Annotated in this window: 17 protein-coding genes; 15 read left to right on the forward strand and 2 right to left on the reverse strand. The window is 28.6% G+C overall.

Annotation, left to right across the window (positions count from 1 at the left end; genetic code table 11):
* The first annotated feature begins 459 nt into the window (after window positions 1–459).
* The 10 genes from ACTG45_RS05200 (at window position 460) to ACTG45_RS05245 (ending at window position 12,706) form a co-directional block, all read left to right on the forward strand.
* A complete protein-coding gene (locus ACTG45_RS05200) occupies window positions 460–4,008 on the forward strand; it encodes a sensor domain-containing diguanylate cyclase (RefSeq protein ID WP_479919957.1) in 3,549 nt (1,182 codons plus the stop codon).
* A 183-nt stretch (window positions 4,009–4,191) separates the two neighbouring features.
* Window positions 4,192–6,126, forward strand: coding sequence for a YgiQ family radical SAM protein (locus tag ACTG45_RS05205; protein ID WP_479919958.1), 1,935 nt, complete (start codon window positions 4,192–4,194; stop codon window positions 6,124–6,126).
* Between the two features lie 106 nt (window positions 6,127–6,232).
* A complete protein-coding gene (locus ACTG45_RS05210; RefSeq protein ID WP_479919959.1) occupies window positions 6,233–7,228 on the forward strand; it encodes an ABC transporter substrate-binding protein in 996 nt (331 codons plus the stop codon).
* Window positions 7,200–7,985 (forward strand): ABC transporter permease, encoded by a 786-nt coding sequence (locus ACTG45_RS05215; protein WP_479919960.1) that lies wholly within the window; start codon window positions 7,200–7,202, stop codon window positions 7,983–7,985. The genes ACTG45_RS05210 and ACTG45_RS05215 overlap by 29 nt, the downstream gene beginning before the upstream one ends.
* Window positions 7,973–8,671 (forward strand): ABC transporter ATP-binding protein, encoded by a 699-nt coding sequence (locus tag ACTG45_RS05220; RefSeq protein ID WP_479919961.1) that lies wholly within the window; start codon window positions 7,973–7,975, stop codon window positions 8,669–8,671. The genes ACTG45_RS05215 and ACTG45_RS05220 overlap by 13 nt, the downstream gene beginning before the upstream one ends.
* A gap of 121 nt (window positions 8,672–8,792) precedes the next feature.
* A complete protein-coding gene (gene ybaK / locus ACTG45_RS05225) occupies window positions 8,793–9,263 on the forward strand; it encodes a Cys-tRNA(Pro) deacylase (protein ID WP_021383743.1) in 471 nt (156 codons plus the stop codon).
* A gap of 198 nt (window positions 9,264–9,461) precedes the next feature.
* On the forward strand, window positions 9,462–10,301 hold the full coding sequence (locus ACTG45_RS05230) for a fumarate hydratase (RefSeq protein ID WP_021383781.1): 840 nt from the start codon (window positions 9,462–9,464) through the stop codon (window positions 10,299–10,301).
* Between the two features lie 12 nt (window positions 10,302–10,313).
* Window positions 10,314–10,862 carry a Fe-S-containing hydro-lyase gene (locus ACTG45_RS05235; RefSeq protein WP_021383770.1) on the forward strand — a complete coding sequence of 183 codons (549 nt, stop codon included), beginning with the start codon at window positions 10,314–10,316 and terminating at the stop codon, window positions 10,860–10,862.
* A gap of 66 nt (window positions 10,863–10,928) precedes the next feature.
* A complete protein-coding gene (locus ACTG45_RS05240) occupies window positions 10,929–12,110 on the forward strand; it encodes an NAD(P)-dependent malic enzyme (RefSeq protein WP_479918318.1) in 1,182 nt (393 codons plus the stop codon).
* Between the two features lie 215 nt (window positions 12,111–12,325).
* Window positions 12,326–12,706: a GNAT family N-acetyltransferase gene (locus ACTG45_RS05245; RefSeq protein ID WP_479919962.1), complete on the forward strand. Its 381-nt coding sequence runs from the start codon at window positions 12,326–12,328 to the stop codon at window positions 12,704–12,706.
* Between the two features lie 102 nt (window positions 12,707–12,808).
* Here the strand turns inward: ACTG45_RS05245 and ACTG45_RS05250 are convergent, their stop codons facing one another.
* Window positions 12,809–13,588: a class I SAM-dependent methyltransferase gene (locus tag ACTG45_RS05250; protein ID WP_021383800.1), complete on the reverse strand. Its 780-nt coding sequence runs from the start codon at window positions 13,586–13,588 to the stop codon at window positions 12,809–12,811.
* A gap of 295 nt (window positions 13,589–13,883) precedes the next feature.
* On the opposite strand from ACTG45_RS05250, the gene ACTG45_RS05255 reads away from it, so the two are divergent.
* Both ACTG45_RS05255 and ACTG45_RS05260 read left to right on the forward strand, forming a co-directional pair.
* Window positions 13,884–14,768, forward strand: coding sequence for an AraC family transcriptional regulator (locus ACTG45_RS05255; protein WP_479919963.1), 885 nt, complete (start codon window positions 13,884–13,886; stop codon window positions 14,766–14,768).
* A 124-nt stretch (window positions 14,769–14,892) separates the two neighbouring features.
* Window positions 14,893–15,156, forward strand: a complete 264-nt coding sequence (locus ACTG45_RS05260; RefSeq protein ID WP_021383769.1) for a zinc ribbon domain-containing protein — start codon at window positions 14,893–14,895, stop codon at window positions 15,154–15,156.
* A gap of 409 nt (window positions 15,157–15,565) precedes the next feature.
* Here the strand turns inward: ACTG45_RS05260 and ACTG45_RS05265 are convergent, their stop codons facing one another.
* On the reverse strand, window positions 15,566–16,408 hold the full coding sequence (locus ACTG45_RS05265; RefSeq protein WP_021383740.1) for a CvfB family protein: 843 nt from the start codon (window positions 16,406–16,408) through the stop codon (window positions 15,566–15,568).
* Between the two features lie 293 nt (window positions 16,409–16,701).
* Between ACTG45_RS05265 and ACTG45_RS05270 the strand changes: the two genes are divergently transcribed.
* The 3 genes from ACTG45_RS05270 (at window position 16,702) to nagB (ending at window position 19,432) form a co-directional block, all read left to right on the forward strand.
* Window positions 16,702–17,436: a GntR family transcriptional regulator gene (locus tag ACTG45_RS05270; protein ID WP_021383802.1), complete on the forward strand. Its 735-nt coding sequence runs from the start codon at window positions 16,702–16,704 to the stop codon at window positions 17,434–17,436.
* A gap of 9 nt (window positions 17,437–17,445) precedes the next feature.
* Window positions 17,446–18,579 carry an N-acetylglucosamine-6-phosphate deacetylase gene (nagA, locus tag ACTG45_RS05275; protein ID WP_479919964.1) on the forward strand — a complete coding sequence of 378 codons (1,134 nt, stop codon included), beginning with the start codon at window positions 17,446–17,448 and terminating at the stop codon, window positions 18,577–18,579.
* 103 nt (window positions 18,580–18,682) lie between these two features.
* Window positions 18,683–19,432 (forward strand): glucosamine-6-phosphate deaminase, encoded by a 750-nt coding sequence (gene nagB, locus ACTG45_RS05280; RefSeq protein ID WP_479919965.1) that lies wholly within the window; start codon window positions 18,683–18,685, stop codon window positions 19,430–19,432.
* Window positions 19,433–19,505: the final 73 nt, after the last annotated feature.

The raw sequence follows: 19,505 nt of genomic DNA on the forward strand, positions 1-19,505 counted from the left end.
AACCTAAATTCTAAGTATGAATATAAAGTGTATGATTTTTGAATAAGGTTGAAATTTTATAAAATAGTGATAAATAAAAAAATGTATTTTAGGGGAGATAATACATATTATTTTTTTTGTATGAAATGAAGGGGATAGTAATTAATTAGAAAAGGAATGAATAATAATGAATATATTACATTATTAGCGTTGATATATTAAAAGTGAAGTTACAGTTTTAGTATTTATTAAGATTGAAGTATGAATGAAGGCTTTATAAATAAATATAAAGGTATATTGTTTAATTCTAATATAGGAATGCAGAAAATATTTATCGAAAAATCTTAAAAATAGGAGTGCATGCAAAGGTTTGCAATGTGAATAAAGAGCACTAAACTTTAGTTAAATGTTTCTTCTATTTTAAGATAACTTCCTACTGAAGAATTAAATAATATAGTTATATATAATGGGGATGTGAGTATGATGAACAGACTAAAACCAAGAGTTTTAGGTATTAGTATCTTGTTTATTATTATAATTATTTTAACTGGTGGTGCTATTTTTAAGTTTAAGTTTAAATTAGATAATAAGTTAAAAGAAACCACGCATATGTATTTGGCTGAGTTTACAGAACATAATATAATTAATCTTAAGACGAGGCTTAGTGGTCAATTTGACATGCTTGAATCCATTGCTAATTTCATTGGAAACTTGAACAATATAAATGATGAATTGGTAATTGATTTAATGGATTCTGGTGTAAAGCGAAGTTCTTTGATTAGAATGAATGTTTCTACATTAGATGGCAAAAGTTATTCTAATGATGGAATCATCAGTAATATTCAAGATAGAGATTACTTTAAAAAAGCTAAAAAAGGAGAAAGTAATATATCAGAGCCTTTAGAGTCTATTATTAATAAAAAAGAAATAATAGTTCTATCTACACCAATTTATAAAAGCGGGAAAATAGTTGGTGTTTTAAGTGGAGTTTATGATTCAACAAGGTTAAATGAGTTGTTAAGATTATCTGCATTTGATGAAAAAGCAGATGTTTTTATTGCCAAGAAAAATGGAGATATAATTGCTCAAAATATAAATGAAAATAGTCAAATGCTATCATGTATATTTAAGCTTTTTGACAAAGAGAATTGTGATGAAGTTGATTGTCTAAAAACGATAAAAGAAAATATGCAAAATAATAAATCAGGATATTCTAATTATAATTTAGATAATAAAAAATTTATGTTAAACTATCAGCCACTTGGAATTAATGATTGGTATATTTTTTCTGTCGTACCAAATGAAATAGTATCTATTCAGTCAGAAAATATATCTTATGATGTATATGTATTTGCATTAGAAATACTACTAGTTATATTGATTTTTATAGTATACATAGCATGTATTATAAATAACAACACTAAGGCCATTGTAAATGAAAAAGAAAAATTTAAGGCACTTACTGATAATATACTTGGAGGGGTTAAAAACTGTCTTAAAGATGAGTGTATGACTATGACCTATGTAAGTCAAGGATTTCTAGAACTTACGGGTTACTCTAATGAAGATTTAAATAGCATATTTAAAAATAAATTCAAAGATATAATTTATAAAGAAGACATAGACAAGTTTAATTGTATTATTCTAAATCAATTAGAGAAACAAGATAGAATTGAAGTTGAATATAGAATTGTAAAAAAAGATGGAAGTATAATTTGGGTTTTAGAGAGAAGTAAATCTATAAAAGATAGTAAAGGAAATGAGTGTATTCAGGGTGTTTTAACTGATATAACAGAGCTTAAGAAAATACAGGAAGAGTTAAATTCAAAAAGATTTGAAATAGAAGCTATCAACAATAGTATTGTTGGTGGAATAGTTATAACTGAAATAAATGACGATTTTGACAGTATATATTTAAATGAGGGCTATTTAAATATGATTGGATATACACGTAAACAACTAAAAGATGAATTAAATAATAAGCTAATAAAACTGATTTTTAAAGATGATAGAGTTGCAATGATTGGTAGCATCAATGAACAGCTCAAAGTAAGTGATACATTTGAATGTGAACAAAGAGTTGAGAAAAGAAATGGCACGATTGTCTGGGTTTTATTAAAAGGGAGAAGAATAATTTATGAAAATGGAAAATCTGTATTGTGTAGTGTTATTGTAGATATTACTTCTGCTAAATTATTAGAGCAAGAACTTAAAAAAAATGAAGAGCGTCATGAGATTATTATAAAACAGACACAAAATATCATAGTAGAGTGGGATATAAAAAAAGACCAAATGAATATCTCACCAAATTGGTATAATAAGTTTGGTTATGACCCTATAACTGAAAACGCAACAAAAAATATAATTAAATCAGTAGATATATATCATGATGATATGAATAAGTTTATTTCATTAATTAAACTTACTTCTGGAGGTAGTGAATATGAAGAGTGTGAAATTAGACTTAGAATTAGGGATACTACTTATGCTTGGTTTAGCATAAAGGCAACAACACTTTTTGATGATAATGGAATACCTTATAAGGTTGTAGGAAGTTTGACTGATATTGATGAGTCAAAGAGAGAAGCTGAAAAGTTGAAAGAAAGAGCAGAAAAAGACCCTTTAACAGACTTATATAATAAAAAAGCATCCCAATCACTTATAGAAGAATACATAACATTAGATAAAAAAAGAAAAGGTGCTTTAATGATTATTGATATTGATGATTTTAAAGGAATAAATGACAACTTAGGACATTTATATGGAGACGCTGTATTAAGTGAAATTGCAAGTGATTTAATCAATCTATTTAGAGCATCTGATATAGTAGGAAGAATAGGTGGAGATGAGTTTATTGTTTTTATGAAAGATATTTCTGAAACAAGGGATATTATAAATAAAGCAGATGAACTGGTTAAAACTTTTGAGAGGTCTTTTATAGGGAAAGGGTACAATTATAAAATATCGTTGAGTGTTGGAATTGCGAGATTCCCACAAGATGGTATGGACTATATGCAGTTGTTTAGAAATGCAGATATAGCTCTTTACTCAGCTAAGGGAAAAGGTAAAAATTGTTATACATTATATGATAAAAGAATTTATAAAGCACAGTATATAACTAACACGAGAAATGCAGATGAAAATACCAATATAGAGAGGTCTTTTAAAGAACATATAACAAATTATATATTTGATATACTATATGAATCAAATGATATAGAAATGGCAGTAAATTTAATTCTAGATATTGTAGGTAGGTATTTTAATGTAAGCCGTGTTTATATATTTGAGAATTCAGATGATAATCTAGCTTGTAAAAACACATTTGAATGGTGCAATGAAGGTATAAGTTCAGAAATTGATAATCTTAAAAATATTTACTATGATGATTTAGGTAATTATCTTTTAAATTTTAATGCAGATGGATTATTTTATTGTAATGATATTGATAACTTAGGCAGTGATGAGAAAAAAATACTTAAGCCACAAGGTATACGCTCAATGTTACAATGTAAAATTTTAGAAGGAAATGAATTTAGAGGGTTTGTAGGTTTTGATGAATGTTCATACAATCGTATGTGGACTAATGACGAAGTAAATACACTGATATTTATATCTAAAATGATTAGTATGTTTTTATTAAAAATGCGTATGCAGAACAAACTAGAAGAGTCTTTAAAGATTCAAAAGTCTGTAATGGATAATATGGATATATGGGCATACGTTATTGATAAAAATACTTATGAATTGTTATTTGTCAACAAAAAAATGCTTGAGTCAGCACCAAATACTCATGTAGGTGATTTATGTTATAAGGCAATCTGGAACAATCAAAATGAACCTTGTAAAAAATGCCCTATGAGACATTTAAAAGATAGTGATGATACTTGTAAATCATTTATGCATAATAGAAAGTTTGATGTAAATGCAAACATAACTACAACTACTTTGAAATGGTTTGATGGCAAAGATGCATGTCTAATCTTTGGAAATGAAGTAAGTAGTATTGAGACTGAAGAAAATGTTTAAAATACTGTATTATAGATTACTTAAAATCACAATTTGAATTTATTAGACTTAAAATGTCTATATAAATCATTTAAGTTGTGGTTTTAAGTATTTTTTGTGATATAATTAAGCGTTAAGAACAAAATAGAAAGATACTTTTGTATGAAAAAATATTTGTTAAATATATATTAAGCAGGTGATAATATGGAAAATAAGTTTTTACCAATAAGTAAACAGGATATGATAGATAGAGGATGGGAAGAATTAGATTTTGTTCTAGTTACAGGAGATGCGTATGTAGACCATCATAGTTTTGGGACAGCAATAATATCCAGGGTTTTAGAAAATGCTGGCTACAAGGTTGGAATAATAGCTCAACCAGATTGGAAGACTACAGAAGATTTTATGAGGTTAGGAAAGCCTAGACTTGGATTCTTAGTCAATGCAGGGAATATGGACTCTATGGTTAACCACTATTCTGTTAGCAAAAAACATAGGGAGAAGGATATGTATTCTCCAGGTGGAAAAATGGGACATAGACCAGATAGAGCTACTATAGTTTATTGCAATAAAATAAGAGAAGCATATAGTGATGTTGCAATAATAATAGGTGGGATTGAAGCGAGTTTAAGGAGATTTGCACACTATGATTATTGGAGTGATAAGGTCAGAAAATCTATGTTAATAGATAGTGGAGCTGATTTATTAGTTTATGGTATGAGTGAAAAGCAGATTGTAGAGGTAGCCAATGCACTTAATGATGGATATGACCCAAAATATATTAGACATATTGATGGGACATGTTATGTTGCAGATACATTAGATGAAGTATATGATAAATATATATTAATTCCATCATATAAAGAAATATGTGAAGACAAAATGAAGTATGTAGAGGCTTTTAAAATTCAATATGATGAACAAGACCCATTTAGAGGAAATGTAATTGTTCAGCCTCAGGGGAGTAAGTATTTAGTGCAAAATAAGCCAGAGAAGCCACTTAGCAGAGAAGAATTAGACGAAGTCTATGGATTACCATATCAAAAGACATATCATCCTGTGTATGAAAAATTTGGTGGTATACCAGCGATAGAAGAAGTGAAATTTAGTATAGTAAGTTCAAGAGGTTGTTTTGGTAGTTGCTCATTTTGTGCAATAACATTTCATCAAGGTAGGGCAGTGCAAAGTAGAAGCGAAAAATCAATTATCGATGAAGCGATAGGAATAACAAATTTGGATGATTTTAAAGGATATATACATGATGTTGGAGGGCCAACAGCTAATTTTAGAAGGCCAGCATGTAATAAACAAATTACTAAAGGTGCTTGCAAAAATAGACAATGTCTATCACCATCACCATGTAAAAATCTAGATGCAGACCATAGTGAGTATCTACACTTACTTAGAACTGTAAGAAAATTACCTAAAATAAAAAAAGTATTTGTGCGTTCTGGTATTAGATACGATTATGTAATGGCAGATAAAAACAATAAGTTCCTTAGAGAGTTGATAGAACATCATGTAAGTGGTCAATTAAAGGTAGCACCAGAGCATATATCAGAAGAAGTTTTAAAATATATGCAAAAGCCAGCAGGAAAAACTTATGATAAGTTTAGACAGAAGTTTTTTGCTATAAATGAAGAATTGGGTAAAAAGCAATATTTAATACCATATTTAATGTCTAGTCATCCTGGCTCAACATTAAACAGTGCTATAGAGTTAGCTGAGTATTTAAGAGATACTCATTATCAACCAGAGCAGGTTCAGGACTTTTATCCGACTCCTGGGACACTATCTACAACAATGTTTTATACAGGTATAGACCCACTTACAATGCAACCAGTTTATGTACCTAAGTCAAAACGTGATAAGGCGATGCAAAGAGCTTTATTACAGTATAGAGCACCTAGAAATTATGATTTAGTGTATTCTGCATTAGTAGAAGCAGGAAGAGAAGATTTAATTGGTTTTGGACATAGATGTCTAATAAAGCCAAGAGATGAGAAGCCTTATTTTAACAGAAATAATTCTAAGAAAAATACATCTAAAGGTGCAAATAAAAATAAAAGAGTTAATACAAATAACAAAACTAATAAGAATCAACAAAAAAATTCAACTAAAAAAAAGAAAAAATATTAGAATATAAATAAAAATATTTAAATAAGAAGGATAATTCGATAAATTAACAGAAATTAATATAAATAAATATAATTATTTTATAAGATGTTAGCTTTGGGAGGAAAAGATGAAAAAGTATATTTCTATAATATTGTTAGTAGTATTTGGGGTAGTTTTTTTGGGAGGATGTACATCAGAAAAAGGTAAATCTCCAAAAAAAGAGTTATCAGTTGTTAAAGAAGTAAAAGTGGCTGTTCCAGATGGATTACCAGCAGTAGCAATAGCTAAACTTGCAAATGAAAATCCAGAAATTAAAGAAGGCTACGAGACAAAGTATAGTATTGAGAAGACACCAGAGGCGATTTCTACTAGAGTGATGAAAAAAGATATAGATATAGCTATAGTTCCATCAAACATGGCTGCAATAGCATATAATAAAACTTCAGCATATAACATTGTTGGTACTGTAGGAATGGGTTCACTTTATTTAGTGTCAACAGAAAATATAAAAGACTATTCTGATTTAATTGGTAAAGAAGTTGGATGTACTGGTAAAGGACTTACTCCAGATATAACTATAAAGAGCCTTTTATTACAAAAAGATATAAGTTCTTCAGATATAAAATTCAATTATGTGAATTCAGCAAGTGAATTAGTACCATTATTGGCTACTGGTAAAATTACAACAGGTATTGTTCCAGAACCTGCACTTAGTGCCTTGATGTCTAAAAATCCAGATATAAAAATTATAAAAAGTTTAAATGACTCATGGAAGGAAGTAAGTGGTTCAAAAGATGGTTATCCTCAATCTACATTAATTGTAAAATCTGAGTTCTTAAGAGATAATAAAGATTTTGTGGATTCTTTTGTCGGTCAATTATCAAATAGTATAGATTGGGCAAATAAAAATCCTGAAGAATTAGGGGCATATTCTGAAAAAATAAAAATATCTACGGAATCCAAGATAATAGGAAAAGCTCTTGAAAGAGCTAATTTAAAATATATTCCAGTTAAAGACATGGTCAAAGACTACAAAAACTACTATGATAAATTGGCTGATTTTGATGATAAGACATTAGGAGGCAAAGTACCAGATGAAGCAATATACTTTGTTGAGAAATAAAAAAAATAAAGAACAATTTATAGATAAATTAGAGGTAACACTTTCTTGTGTTATCCTCTTATTTTTATGGCAAATTATCGCTTTAAAAGTTGATAATGACATATTTTTACCTACAGTAACTCAAGTATTTAATAGCATTAAAGAAATCATACTAAATTCTACTTTCTATATAGATGTACTTTATTCTCTGGGCAGATGTTTTTTTAGTTTTTTATTTGCTATGATTTTTGCTATTATACTATCAATAATGTCTTACTTAAGTAGGTTTTTTAGAAATTTATTAAAACCAATCAATGCTTTAGCACGTTCAATACCAACTATGATATTGGTAGTACTTGCACTTATCTGGTTTGAAAAAGATAGTACACCTTTTATAGTTGGCTTTGCTATAGTTTTTCCTATCTTATATGATAACGTTTTGGGAGCTATATTTAATATAGATAAGAACTTGTTAGAAATGGCAAGTGTGTATAAAATAAGATTTGTAGATAAGGTATTAAAAATTTATTTGCCAGCCATAAAATTTCAAATTATATCTATATTAGTATCAACCTTTTCTTTGAGCTTGAAAGTTGCTATAGCAGGAGAGGTGTATAGTCAACCTACATATGGTATTGGAACTATGATACAGACTGAAAAAATTAATTTTAATACATCTGGAATATTTGCATGGATAATTATTGTTCTTTTAATTTCCGCCATTTTGCAAATAACTCAAAAGTCTTTAGCAAGGAGAGCTTTTTTATGGAAAAGATGAAGCTAAGTATTGAAAATATAAATAAAAGATATGATAAGCATATTATATTTAAAAATTTTAATATTGATTTTTATGAGAATGAGGTTAATTGTATTCTTGGAAAATCAGGGTGTGGAAAAACTACACTTTTGAATATAATAAGTGGAATTATTAAAAATGATACTAACAATTTAAATATCAAAGACGAATTGAATAAAAGAGAAAGTAAATTGGAAGCTAGTTACATATTTCAAGATGATAGACTTATAGACTGGTTAACAGTAGAAGAAAACATAAAGGTAGTCGTAAATAGATACTATAATAAAACTCAACTAAATAAAATTTGTGACGAGTATTTAGAATTGGTTGGAATTAGTGAATATAAAAAATTCTATCCTCAAATGCTTAGTGGAGGTCTTAGACAAAGAGTAAATATCGCTAGAGCTTTTATATATCCATCAAGAAATATTATTATGGATGAACCATTTAAATCTATTGATGCAAAAAATACACAAATTATAATGGATAATTTTAGAGATATACTAAAAAAAGAAAATAGAACTGTGTTATTTGTAACTCATAATATTGAGGAAGCATTATTTTTAGCGGATAGAATATTTATTTTAGGTGATTCTCCTATTAGAATAAAAAAAATACTAAAAAATTCTAAGGAATTGGAAAAAAATGAAGTTTTGAAGTTAATATAGAGTTATAATAATACTGTTATTTTAAAATATGCTTATTTAAAAGTATAAGACTACATTAAAATAGTACAGAATATTCGAAAAGATGTATAATGTTCGTATTTTATGAGAGGGAAGTGAATATATGGTTAAGACTAATGCTATGAGAATCTTAGATTCAAATAAAATTGATTATAAAGTAATGTCTTATGAAGTGAAAAGTGAACATGTAGATGGTGTTGAGGTAGCACATGATATAGGAAGAGATGTAAATGAAGTATATAAGACTTTAGTAACTCAAGGAGTTAGTAAGAATATCTATGTATATGTAATACCAGTACATGAAAACTTGGACTTAAAAAAGGCTGCAAAAGTAGCTAAGGAGAAAAGTGTGGAGATGATTCATGTAAAAGATATAAATAAGTTTACAGGATACATTAGAGGCGGATGTTCTCCTATAGGTATGAAAAAACTTTATAGAACTTTTGTAAATGAAAGTGCAAAAAATTTAGATACAATTATCGTGAGTGCAGGTAAAATAGGATATCAAATAGAACTGTCACCATTTGATTTACAAAAGCTTATACAAGTAGAATTTGTAGATGTAATAAAATAATAAAAATTACATAAAAAACATAGAGACTATATGCTTAATGATAAGAGTTATATTGTTTATAACATTAGTAATAACTCTGAAATAAATATTCAGTTACTTATATGTAATTGTACAAAAATATTGAGAAATTTTAAGAATAATGGTAAAGTGTAAGTATAATCACGAATATTTTTTATAAAGTAATGGAGGGATGTTCGCTTGAGAAAAATAAAGTCTGAACAAATTATTGAACATGTAAAAAAACTTTGTATAGAAGCAAGTTTATATTTAGGAGAAGATGTTTTAAGCTGTATAAAAGAAAGAGCTAAAAGTGAAAAGAGTGAAGTTGGAAAAAATATATTAAATATATTAGTTGAAAATGCTGAAATAGCAAAAGAAAAAAATATACCAATATGCCAAGATACTGGTATGGCTGTATTTTTTGTTGAATTAGGACAAGAGGTTGTAATTGAAGGTGATACGCTTACTGATGCTATAAATGAGGGAGTAAGACAGGGATATGAAGAAGGGTACCTAAGAAAATCTGTTGTAAGCCCAATTAGCAGAGTGAACACAAAAGATAATACACCAGCTATTATTCATTATGAGATGGTGAAAGGTGATAAAGTTAAAATAGAATTTGCAGCCAAGGGATTTGGAAGCGAAAATATGAGCAAGATGAAAATGTTAAAACCATCAGATGGTCTGGAAGGAATTAAAAAATTTATAATAGATACAGTTTCAGAAGCTGGACCTAACCCATGTCCTCCTATGGTAATAGGAGTTGGTATAGGCGGAACTGTGGATAAATGTGCTCAAATAGCTAAAAAAGCACTTTTTAGAGAATTAGGAGAATTTAATAAAGATGAAAATATAGCTAAACTTGAAAGTGAATTATTAGCATCTATTAATAAGCTTGGAATAGGACCTCAAGGTTTGGGAGGTACTACAACAGCTTTAGGTCTAAATATAGAGACTTTTCCTACACATATAGCAGGTCTTCCTGTTGTTGTAAACATAAACTGCCATGCATCAAGACATAAAAAGGTAGTAATTTAGGAGGAAAATAAAATGATAAAGATAACTACGCCTGTAAGTGAAATTGATATAGCTAAATTAAATTGTGGAGATACAATTAGTTTGAGTGGTATACTTTATACAGCAAGAGATGCTGCTCATAAAAGATTGATAGAGTGTATAAATAAAGGAGAGGAATTACCATTTGATGTATATGGTCAAGGAATATATTATGTAGGTCCTACTCCTACAAAGCCAGGCGAAATTATAGGTGCTGCTGGTCCAACAACAAGTTATAGAATGGATGATTTAACTATACCTCTTTTAGAAAGAGGTCTTAGATTGATGATAGGCAAAGGAAAAAGAAGTGATGAAGTTATAGAAGGTATGCAAAAATATGGAGCAGTCTACCTTGCTGCGATAGGTGGAGCTGGAGCATATATTTCAAATTCAATAAAATCATGTGAAATTATTGCATATGAAGATTTAGGAGCTGAAGCTATAAGAAAGATTGTAGTAGAAGACCTTAAACTTACAGTAGCTATAGATAGCTATGGGAATAATATATATGAGCAAGGTCGAGCACTTTATGAATGTAAATAAAGTTTAGAAATTTATATGCATATCAAAATTTAAAAACAGTTGTATATATTTTAAGGAGGAAAATTGATGTATAAGGATTATGCAAAATTGGCATTAGAAATGCATGAAATTAATAAAGGAAAAGTAAGTGTAGAAAGTAAGGTAGAAATTAAAACTAAGGACGATTTATCAACAGCATATACGCCAGGTGTTGCAGAACCTTGTTTAAAAATACATGAAAGTCAAGATGATGTTTATAGATATACTTCTAAAGGTAATCTAGTAGCAGTAGTTAGCGATGGAAGTGCTGTGCTTGGATTGGGTAATATTGGTGCTGAAGCATCTATACCTGTTATGGAAGGTAAGGCTATATTATTTAAACAATTTGCAAATGTAGATGCTTTTCCAATTTGTTTAAAGACTAATGATGTAGATGAGATAGTTAAATCTGTTGAATTGATGGAACCAGTATTTGGAGGAATAAATTTGGAAGACATATCTTCTCCAAGATGTTTTGAGATAGAAGAGAGACTAAAAAAATCTTTAGGTATACCTGTTTTTCATGATGACCAACATGGAACAGCGATAATAGTTGCAGCAGCTATAATAAATTCAATAAAGTTAATTGAAAACAAAAAAATGGAAGATTTAGAAATAGTTATAAATGGAGCAGGAGCTGCTGGTATAGCTATAGCAAAGATATTACTTAATATGAATGTTAAGAATATAATATTATGTGATAGAAGTGGTGCATTAGAAGCTAGTATAGAAAATCTAAATTATGTTCAAAAAGAAATGTTGGAAGTAACAAATATAAGAAATGAAAAAGGTTCTTTAAAAGATATTATAAAAGGAAAAGATGTATTTATAGGTGTTTCAGGTCCAGGAGCTGTTACAAAGGAAATGGTTGAAAGTATGTCTGAAAAGCCAATAATATTAGCAATGGCAAATCCTACTCCAGAGATAATGCCAGAGGAAGCAAAATTAGGTGGAGCATTTATAATGGGAACTGGTCGTTCAGATTTTCCTAATCAAGTAAATAATGTATTGGCTTTCCCAGGAATATTTAGAGGGGCACTTGATGTTAAGGCTAAAGAAATTAATGAAGAGATGAAGATAGCTGCTGCATATGCAATTGCCAATACTATAAGTGATGAGGAAATATGTCCAGAGTACATATTACCAGATGTATTTAATAAAAATGTTGTAAAAAATGTTGCTGAGGCAGTTAAAGAAGCAGCTATAAAAACTAAAGTAAATAGAATATAATCTTTTTATAAACTTTATATATGATTTGTCTTATTTTTAAAAATATTTATAAATGCTCGTATATCCTTATTTTATTGGATATATGGGCATTTTTACTATCTAATGATACTCATTATATTTTGTCGTGTTGATTTTTATTGTTGTGCTTATATGTGAGTGATATAATACGGGTATGATAAAGTGAAAAATTTAAATTTGTGGAGGTGCAATAAATAATGGAATATAAAGTTAATGACCAAGAACTTAATGTATCAATATTTATACCATTCGTTAACAGAATATGGCCAGGTGATTATGATATGGATAAAACACAGACAGCATTATCGAAAACATTGAATATAACTGCTTATGATGATAAAGTGCTTGTGGGCTGCCTACGAATTCTTTCGGATGGCTATTATTTTGGAACAATTACAGAATTACTTGTTCTTCCAGAGTATCAGAAAAAAGGTATTGGCAGTAGACTTCTACAGCTTGCCAAAGAAAATACACCAACCATGTTGTACTTTGGTGCACAATCAGGAGTAGAAGAGTTCTATGAAAAAAACGGATGCCAAAGGAGCTTACAATCCTACACAATAAAAAAGAAACGATAGTTGGCAATTGAATTAGTCTTGATATGATGATACAAGATAAGGGAGATTACACAGCTAATCTGTGTATCTCTCTATCTTTATTAACACAAGTTATGATATTTACTATATACTTTTTCTTCCCAATATAAAAACCCAATTTTGATTAAAACATATGCCCTTATCATTTTGAAAAGGATAAAAGCCAGTTTTTCTCTTACCATTTATATCTTCCTGCATACAAGTGATAATCTTTTCTTTTGCTGTTTCATTGGTAAAGGTTAAGTCTAGCCAAGCCATTAAATTTTGCTCGATTTTCTTTGAGTCACATTTTTCTATGTGTAAACCATAATTTTCAAATAGTTTTTGCATTTCATCTCTACTTAAGTTTTTTACATGAGATGGGTCACGCAAAGTTTCAAGTTTATCCTCTATACTTCTCAATGTTTCGTGAGGAGCTTCCATGTCAATCATTATTAATTTACCATTAGGTTTTAATACTCTTACCATTTCTGAAAATGCAGTGCTTACGTTTGTGAAATGATGAAAAGCAAGACGAGAAAATACAATATCAAAACTGTTATCTAAAAATGGAAGTTCCTCTGCACAACCTTTCATAAAAAACATATTATCTAAGTGATTTTTATCTGCTTCTTTCTTTCCAGCTTGTAGCATAGATATTGTTGCGTCTAAGCATACTACTGCTTGTACAAAAGGTGAGAAGAAACGTCCACAAATACAAGTTCCCGAAGCTACTTCTAAAATAGTATCATGTTTATTGGGAGCTATATTGGACAGAGTATAATCTAAGTAATCTTGTTTTGAAAATTGTACAGTATCACTTTCAAAATTAGGGGCTTGTACATCGAAAGACTGATTAAGTATTTCTAAATTTGATGGTTTCATAGTGCGGTTCCTTTCTTATTTTCAATGTTAGTTTCCTCCTTATTTTATCTTTTTTAAATCTTTTTACAGACTATAATTTGTGTTCTTATTGATATTTGTTGACTGATAATGTAGTGTGTAAGAGAATAAATCTGTATCTATTTACATGTCTCCATATGTGAAAATCATAGTCATATCTTCATTGTTATATTGACTTTTATCATTGTTCATATTATGATTTTATCACGATAAACTTCAAAAAAATATTAAAAAAACACCAATTATTATCACAATATTACCAAAGGAGAGATGAACATTGGATTTAGAAAAAGAAAAATACATCAATTCCATAAATCTGAATATAAATACTGATTTTCCTTATCTTGCTCTTGATGTAGTCAATGACAAATCTTATCCGAAAAATCTCGGTTTTCAAGTCATGCATTGGCATGATGATTTACAATTTATATATGTACTGAGTGGAGCAATCGAAGTTACGACTCTTGATGACATTGTTCAAGTTAAAACAGGAGAAGGAATCTTCATCAACAAAAATGTTATACATCATGTAAAACGTATTAAAGATTGTCATTATAATAGTTTTATTTTTCCAAACTATTTTTTAGAATTTTATGCTGGAGCTTATGTAAAATCGTTTGTTGATAGTGTGGTAGAGAACGAACAATTTACTTTCTATCACTTTATACAGGGGAGTGTTTGGCATGACGAAATATTGTCTGTTTTGAGTCAATTAGCAGATATAGAAAATAATAAAACAGAATTTTATATATATGAGGTACTAGTTTGCCTTTCTTCTCTTTGGCTTACAATGATAAAGAATATTAATTTCCCAAAAAGAAAACAAAAAAATATAGTGAATATCCGTATACAAAAAATACTTCGATATATTGAAGAAAACTACTCAGAAAATTTAACCTTAGAGGATTTAGCAAAGAGTGCAAATATTAGTAAATCAGAATGTTCAAGATGTTTTAAATCCAGTTTAAATACTACACCATATAAATATCTAAATGAAATTCGTTTATTAAAAGCAACACAACTGCTGAAACATACAAATGAACCTATTGGTAATATAGCTGTAACTATTGGGTTTAACCAAATGAGCCATTTTGGTAAATGCTTTAAAGAAAAAACAGGATATTCTCCAAAAGAATATAGAGATATGGAAAACTTGAAATGAGTTTTTTATATGGAATAATTTTATTAGTTTTTTTATTTTTAATATGACATAATAATGTCATATTAGTCTTGATATAATTTGAATATGGTTAGGAGCCAAAGAAAAATATAAGGAGTGATTTAAAATGGAAGAAACTAAATTTTGCCAATGTTGTGCTATGCCAATGGGACAAACTGATGAATTATATGGGACAAATAAAGATGGAAGTAAAAGTACTGATTACTGTAGCTATTGTTTTAAAGATGGTGAATTTATAGCAGATATAAGTATGAAAGAGATGATAGAGGTTTGTATACCTCCTATGCTTGAAAGTAATAAAGGCATGACTGAAGATGAAGCAAGAACAATGATGAATAGTTTCTTTCCAACATTAAAACGTTGGAAGTAAATTTATACAAAATTCGTAGATAGCATAAAATTTATAAAAATTAATAATAAATATATTGATTCTGAATGCTGATTAGATTTATTTAAATAATGTATTAGGTCAGTTTACAAGGAAGTGTATGCAGAAGAATATAAAATATGATATTAACAACAAGTGGTATGCCTTATGGCATACCACTTGTTGTTGGCTGAGAGTTCAATTCTTATTGTATGGTTAAATCTACATTATCCTCAAACGGCAAAGCTTAAAATATGTCCTTTCTACGCTATTTATCTATCCATGTCTTTTTTACCTCAAGATTTATCTGATTAAGAATCTTTAGCCAATTATCAGATTAAAAAAGAAGTAAATATGAAATAGAAAATATCTTTCATTTTTACTTCTTTTTTTACAGTATAAAATTTTTATTCTACTTTAGATAAGTTCCTTCTTCATCTTGATAAATTAATCCTTTTTTCATAAGCACTCCAAGAGCACGTTTAAAATTTTTCTTGCTTGAATTAAATAATATAGAAATATCTTTAGGGTCAGACTTATCATTAAATCTCATATATCCATCAGAGCCTTCTAAATAACTTAAGATTTTATTTTCTAAAGTATCAAGTTCATCTTTTCTATTTCCTCTAGGAGAAAGACCTAGTTTTCCATCTTCATATACCTTTATAACATGTAAATTTTCAAGAACATCACCAGTTTTTAATTCAGTAAAGTATTCATTATGAAGTATTACACCAGCATATTTATTATCTACACATATCATGGCAGAGTTATTGGTTTGGAATCCATATACAATTCCAGTTACAACATCTCCAACATTATAAGTATGGTCTGTTGATAAATACGAATCTATATCTGTAGTAGCAGCAATTCTTTTACTTTTATCTAAATATATATAAAATAAATATTTTTCATCCCTAAATAATGGATAAGTCTTAGCTTTAAAAGGAACTAGTATATCCTTAGAAAGTCCCATATCTATGAAAGTTCCAATATCTGTATTGTCAACTACTTTCAAATGTGCTACATCTCCAACCTTAGCTAAAGGAGGTATTAAAGTAGCAGCAGTTCTATCATCAGAATCTTTAAATATGAAGACATCTACTTCATCACCTATATTTACTTCATTTTTTCCGATTAATCTATTATGAAGAAGTATATCGTCTTTTGTGTTATTAGTTTGTCCATCCAAAAAATATCCAAACTCAGTTTTTCTTTTCACTGTAAGTTTATTAAAATCACCTATGTTTATCAAATTAAAATCATCCTCTCATTTTATATTTATAATTTAGCCATAATATACTTATGTAGTAGTTTGTCACAGTATATGTATTAGTATTAGTGAAATTTGAAATAAATAATGTAGTTATTTATGCATTTTTCAATTCTCTAGCTTCCTATATAGTATAAACTCCAATTTCTTTTTTGTCTTTAGATTTTACTAAAATTTTTACAAAATAAGTTAAAAGTATTGAAATAAAATTTCTTTTAAAGTATAATTGGTATATACCAAAATTGGTATATACCATATCGAAAAGTGGTGATTATATGAAAATAGTAGATAAATCTAATAACATACCATTGCATACTCAATTAAGTTCAATAATAAGAGAAATGATAGAGACAGGTGAGCTTAAAGAAGGTGATGCAATAATGCCAGAGAGAGAACTTTGTAACATACAAAATGTAAGTCGTATGACAGTAAATAAAACTATTGTTGGATTAGTTACAGAAGGTCTTCTTTATAGAGTACAAGGTAAAGGAACCTTTGTTGCAAAGCAAAAAAAGAAATACCAGTTTTCAAATGTAAAAGGTTTTACTGATGTTATGAAAGAAAAGGGAGTAAACATAAAAACGGATATATTATCCTTTGAGATGGAACTACCTGATGATTTAGTTAAAAGAAAGCTTGGAATAAATGACAACACCACAAATATATATAAGATTGTTAGACTTAGATATACTGATGGAGAGCCATTTGGATTGGAAATAGTATATTTATCAGAAGAAATGTGTAAAGGTCTTACAAAAGGGATATTAGATAATTCTTCATTATATGGAGTTTTAAATGAAAAGTATGGTTATAAGATACAAAAAGCTGAGCAAGTAATGGAGCCAATAATACTTTCAGATGAAGAAAGTAAGCTTCTAGAGACCGAAGAAGGCGCTTTGGCTCTTAAGCTTCATAGAAATTCTTATAATAGAGAAGGTAATCCAATAGAATATACCATATCAATATTTAGGACAGATAAATATCAATATGAAATAGTATTGAGTGAGTAGGTGAATAATATGAAATGTTTAATTAATGGAAAAATAATATTAAAGAATCAAATATTGGAAAATAAAGTACTAGTATTTGATGAAAAAATAATGGATATAACTGATAGTGCACCAAAAGATTGTGAAGTTATAGATGCTAATGGAAAGTATATATCTCCAGGGCTTATTGATATTCATATACATGGAAATATGGGAAAAGATACAATGGATTCGACTGATGAATCTATTGAAACAATTTCAAAATCAATAATGAGACATGGAGTGACTTCTTTTCTTCCAACTACAATGACCATGGATAAAGAACATGTTTATGATGCTCTTGAAGTCATTAAAAAAGCTCAAAATAGAAAACTTGAAGGAGCACAGATATTAGGAGCACATTTAGAAGGGCCTTTTATAAATGAAAATTATAAAGGAGCACAAAACGAAAAATTTATAATAAATTCAAAATACGAATTTATCAAAGAATATAAAGATGTTATAAAAGTCATAACTTATGCTCCAGAAAAAGACATTGATTTTGATTTTACTAGGGAAATAAAAAGATGTACAGATATAGTGTTGTCTATTGGTCATAGTAATGCAAATTATGAGCAAGCTAAAGAAGCTATAAATTTAGGGGTAACAAATGTAACTCATATGTTTAATGCAATGACTGGTTTAAACCATAGAGACCCAGGGGTTGTTGGTGCTGCACTTACAACTAATGTATACAGTGAGTTAATAGCAGATACAATCCATATAAATAAAGATTTATTTCAATTTATACTGAATAATAAAGGGAAAGAAAGATTGATTTTAATAACAGATTCTATAGAAGCTGGTGGGCTTGAAGATGGAGATTATGCTCTTGGAGGTCAGAAAGTCATAGTTAAAGGTAATGAGGCTAGACTTGAAAATGGAGCATTAGCTGGAAGTGTATTGTCTTTAAATAAAATGGTATTTAACTTCTTAGAGAATACAAATCTTAAGGTGAATGAAGCAATTAATTTAGCATCTCTAAATCCAGCAACGTCTTTAGGTATAAATGATAAAAAAGGAAGTTTAGAAATCGGTAAAGATGCAGATATAGCTGTATTTGATGAGAATTTGGATTGTAAGATGACTCTTTGTTTAGGTGAAGTAGTATATAAAAATATATAATATATAAAAACAAAATTTAAAGAAGATAAAAGTAACATAAAAAAGTAACAGTAAATTAAATTTATATCAATTAAAGTATTAGCTAAAATTTAGGAGGAACAAAATGAGAGTATTAGTATGCAAAGATTATGATGGAATGAGTAAAAAAGCAGCTGAGATGATAGCAGCTCAAATAGTTTTAAAACCAAATTCAATATTGGGACTAGCTACAGGAAGCACACCAGTAGGTATGTATAGAGATTTAGTAAAGAAATATAATGATAATATAGTAGATTTTTCAGATGTAATTAGTTTTAATTTAGATGAATATTATAAGTTACCAGTATCTAATGACCAAAGTTATGATTATTTTATGAAAGAAAATTTATTCAATCATGTAAATATTAAGCCAGAAAATACCCATCTACCAAATGGGATGGCTGATGATATTGAAGAAGAATGTATAAATTATGAAGCTTCTATAGATGCAGCCGGTGGTATAGATGTACAAGTACTTGGAATAGGTCGTAATGCTCATATAGGTTTTAATGAGCCTGATAATAAATTTGCAAAAAGAACTCATGTAGTTGAACTTACAGAATCTACAATAGAGGCCAATGCAAGATTCTTTGAATCAAGAGAAGATGTTCCTAAAAAGGCTGTAAGTATGGGAATTGGTTCAATATTAAAATCTAAAAAAATATTACTTTTAGCTTCAGGGGAAGAAAAAGCTGATGCAGTATATAAAACTGTTTATGGAGATATAACTCCAGAAGTTCCTGGTTCTATACTTCAACTTCACAAGGATACTATAGTTATAATAGATGAAGCAGCAGCAAGTAAACTGAATCCAAAAGATTATAAATTAGTATAAGAATAGAATATAACTTAAGTAAAAAATAGCTGTCTTTTAAATAATCAAATTTATTTAAAGACAGCTATTCTTA

It is taken from the genome of Clostridioides sp. LIBA-7602 (assembly GCF_056688945.1).

Excerpts from the sequence above, each read along its gene's own strand:
- ACTG45_RS05215 (WP_479919960.1), top strand. The coding sequence starts at position 7,200 with ATGAAGCAATATACTTTGTTGAGAAATAAAAAAAATAAAGAACAATTT.
- ACTG45_RS05240 (WP_479918318.1), top strand. The coding sequence starts at position 10,929 with ATGTATAAGGATTATGCAAAATTGGCATTAGAAATGCATGAAATTAAT.
- nagB (WP_479919965.1), top strand. The coding sequence starts at position 18,683 with ATGAGAGTATTAGTATGCAAAGATTATGATGGAATGAGTAAAAAAGCA.
- ACTG45_RS05250 (WP_021383800.1), bottom strand. The coding sequence starts at position 13,588 with ATGAAACCATCAAATTTAGAAATACTTAATCAGTCTTTCGATGTACAA.
- ACTG45_RS05205 (WP_479919958.1), top strand. The coding sequence starts at position 4,192 with ATGGAAAATAAGTTTTTACCAATAAGTAAACAGGATATGATAGATAGA.
- ACTG45_RS05270 (WP_021383802.1), top strand. The coding sequence starts at position 16,702 with ATGAAAATAGTAGATAAATCTAATAACATACCATTGCATACTCAATTA.
- ACTG45_RS05245 (WP_479919962.1), top strand. The coding sequence starts at position 12,326 with ATGGAATATAAAGTTAATGACCAAGAACTTAATGTATCAATATTTATA.
- ybaK (WP_021383743.1), top strand. The coding sequence starts at position 8,793 with ATGGTTAAGACTAATGCTATGAGAATCTTAGATTCAAATAAAATTGAT.
- ACTG45_RS05200 (WP_479919957.1), top strand. The coding sequence starts at position 460 with ATGATGAACAGACTAAAACCAAGAGTTTTAGGTATTAGTATCTTGTTT.
- ACTG45_RS05260 (WP_021383769.1), top strand. The coding sequence starts at position 14,893 with ATGGAAGAAACTAAATTTTGCCAATGTTGTGCTATGCCAATGGGACAA.
- ACTG45_RS05235 (WP_021383770.1), top strand. The coding sequence starts at position 10,314 with ATGATAAAGATAACTACGCCTGTAAGTGAAATTGATATAGCTAAATTA.
- nagA (WP_479919964.1), top strand. The coding sequence starts at position 17,446 with ATGAAATGTTTAATTAATGGAAAAATAATATTAAAGAATCAAATATTG.
- ACTG45_RS05220 (WP_479919961.1), top strand. The coding sequence starts at position 7,973 with ATGGAAAAGATGAAGCTAAGTATTGAAAATATAAATAAAAGATATGAT.
- ACTG45_RS05210 (WP_479919959.1), top strand. The coding sequence starts at position 6,233 with ATGAAAAAGTATATTTCTATAATATTGTTAGTAGTATTTGGGGTAGTT.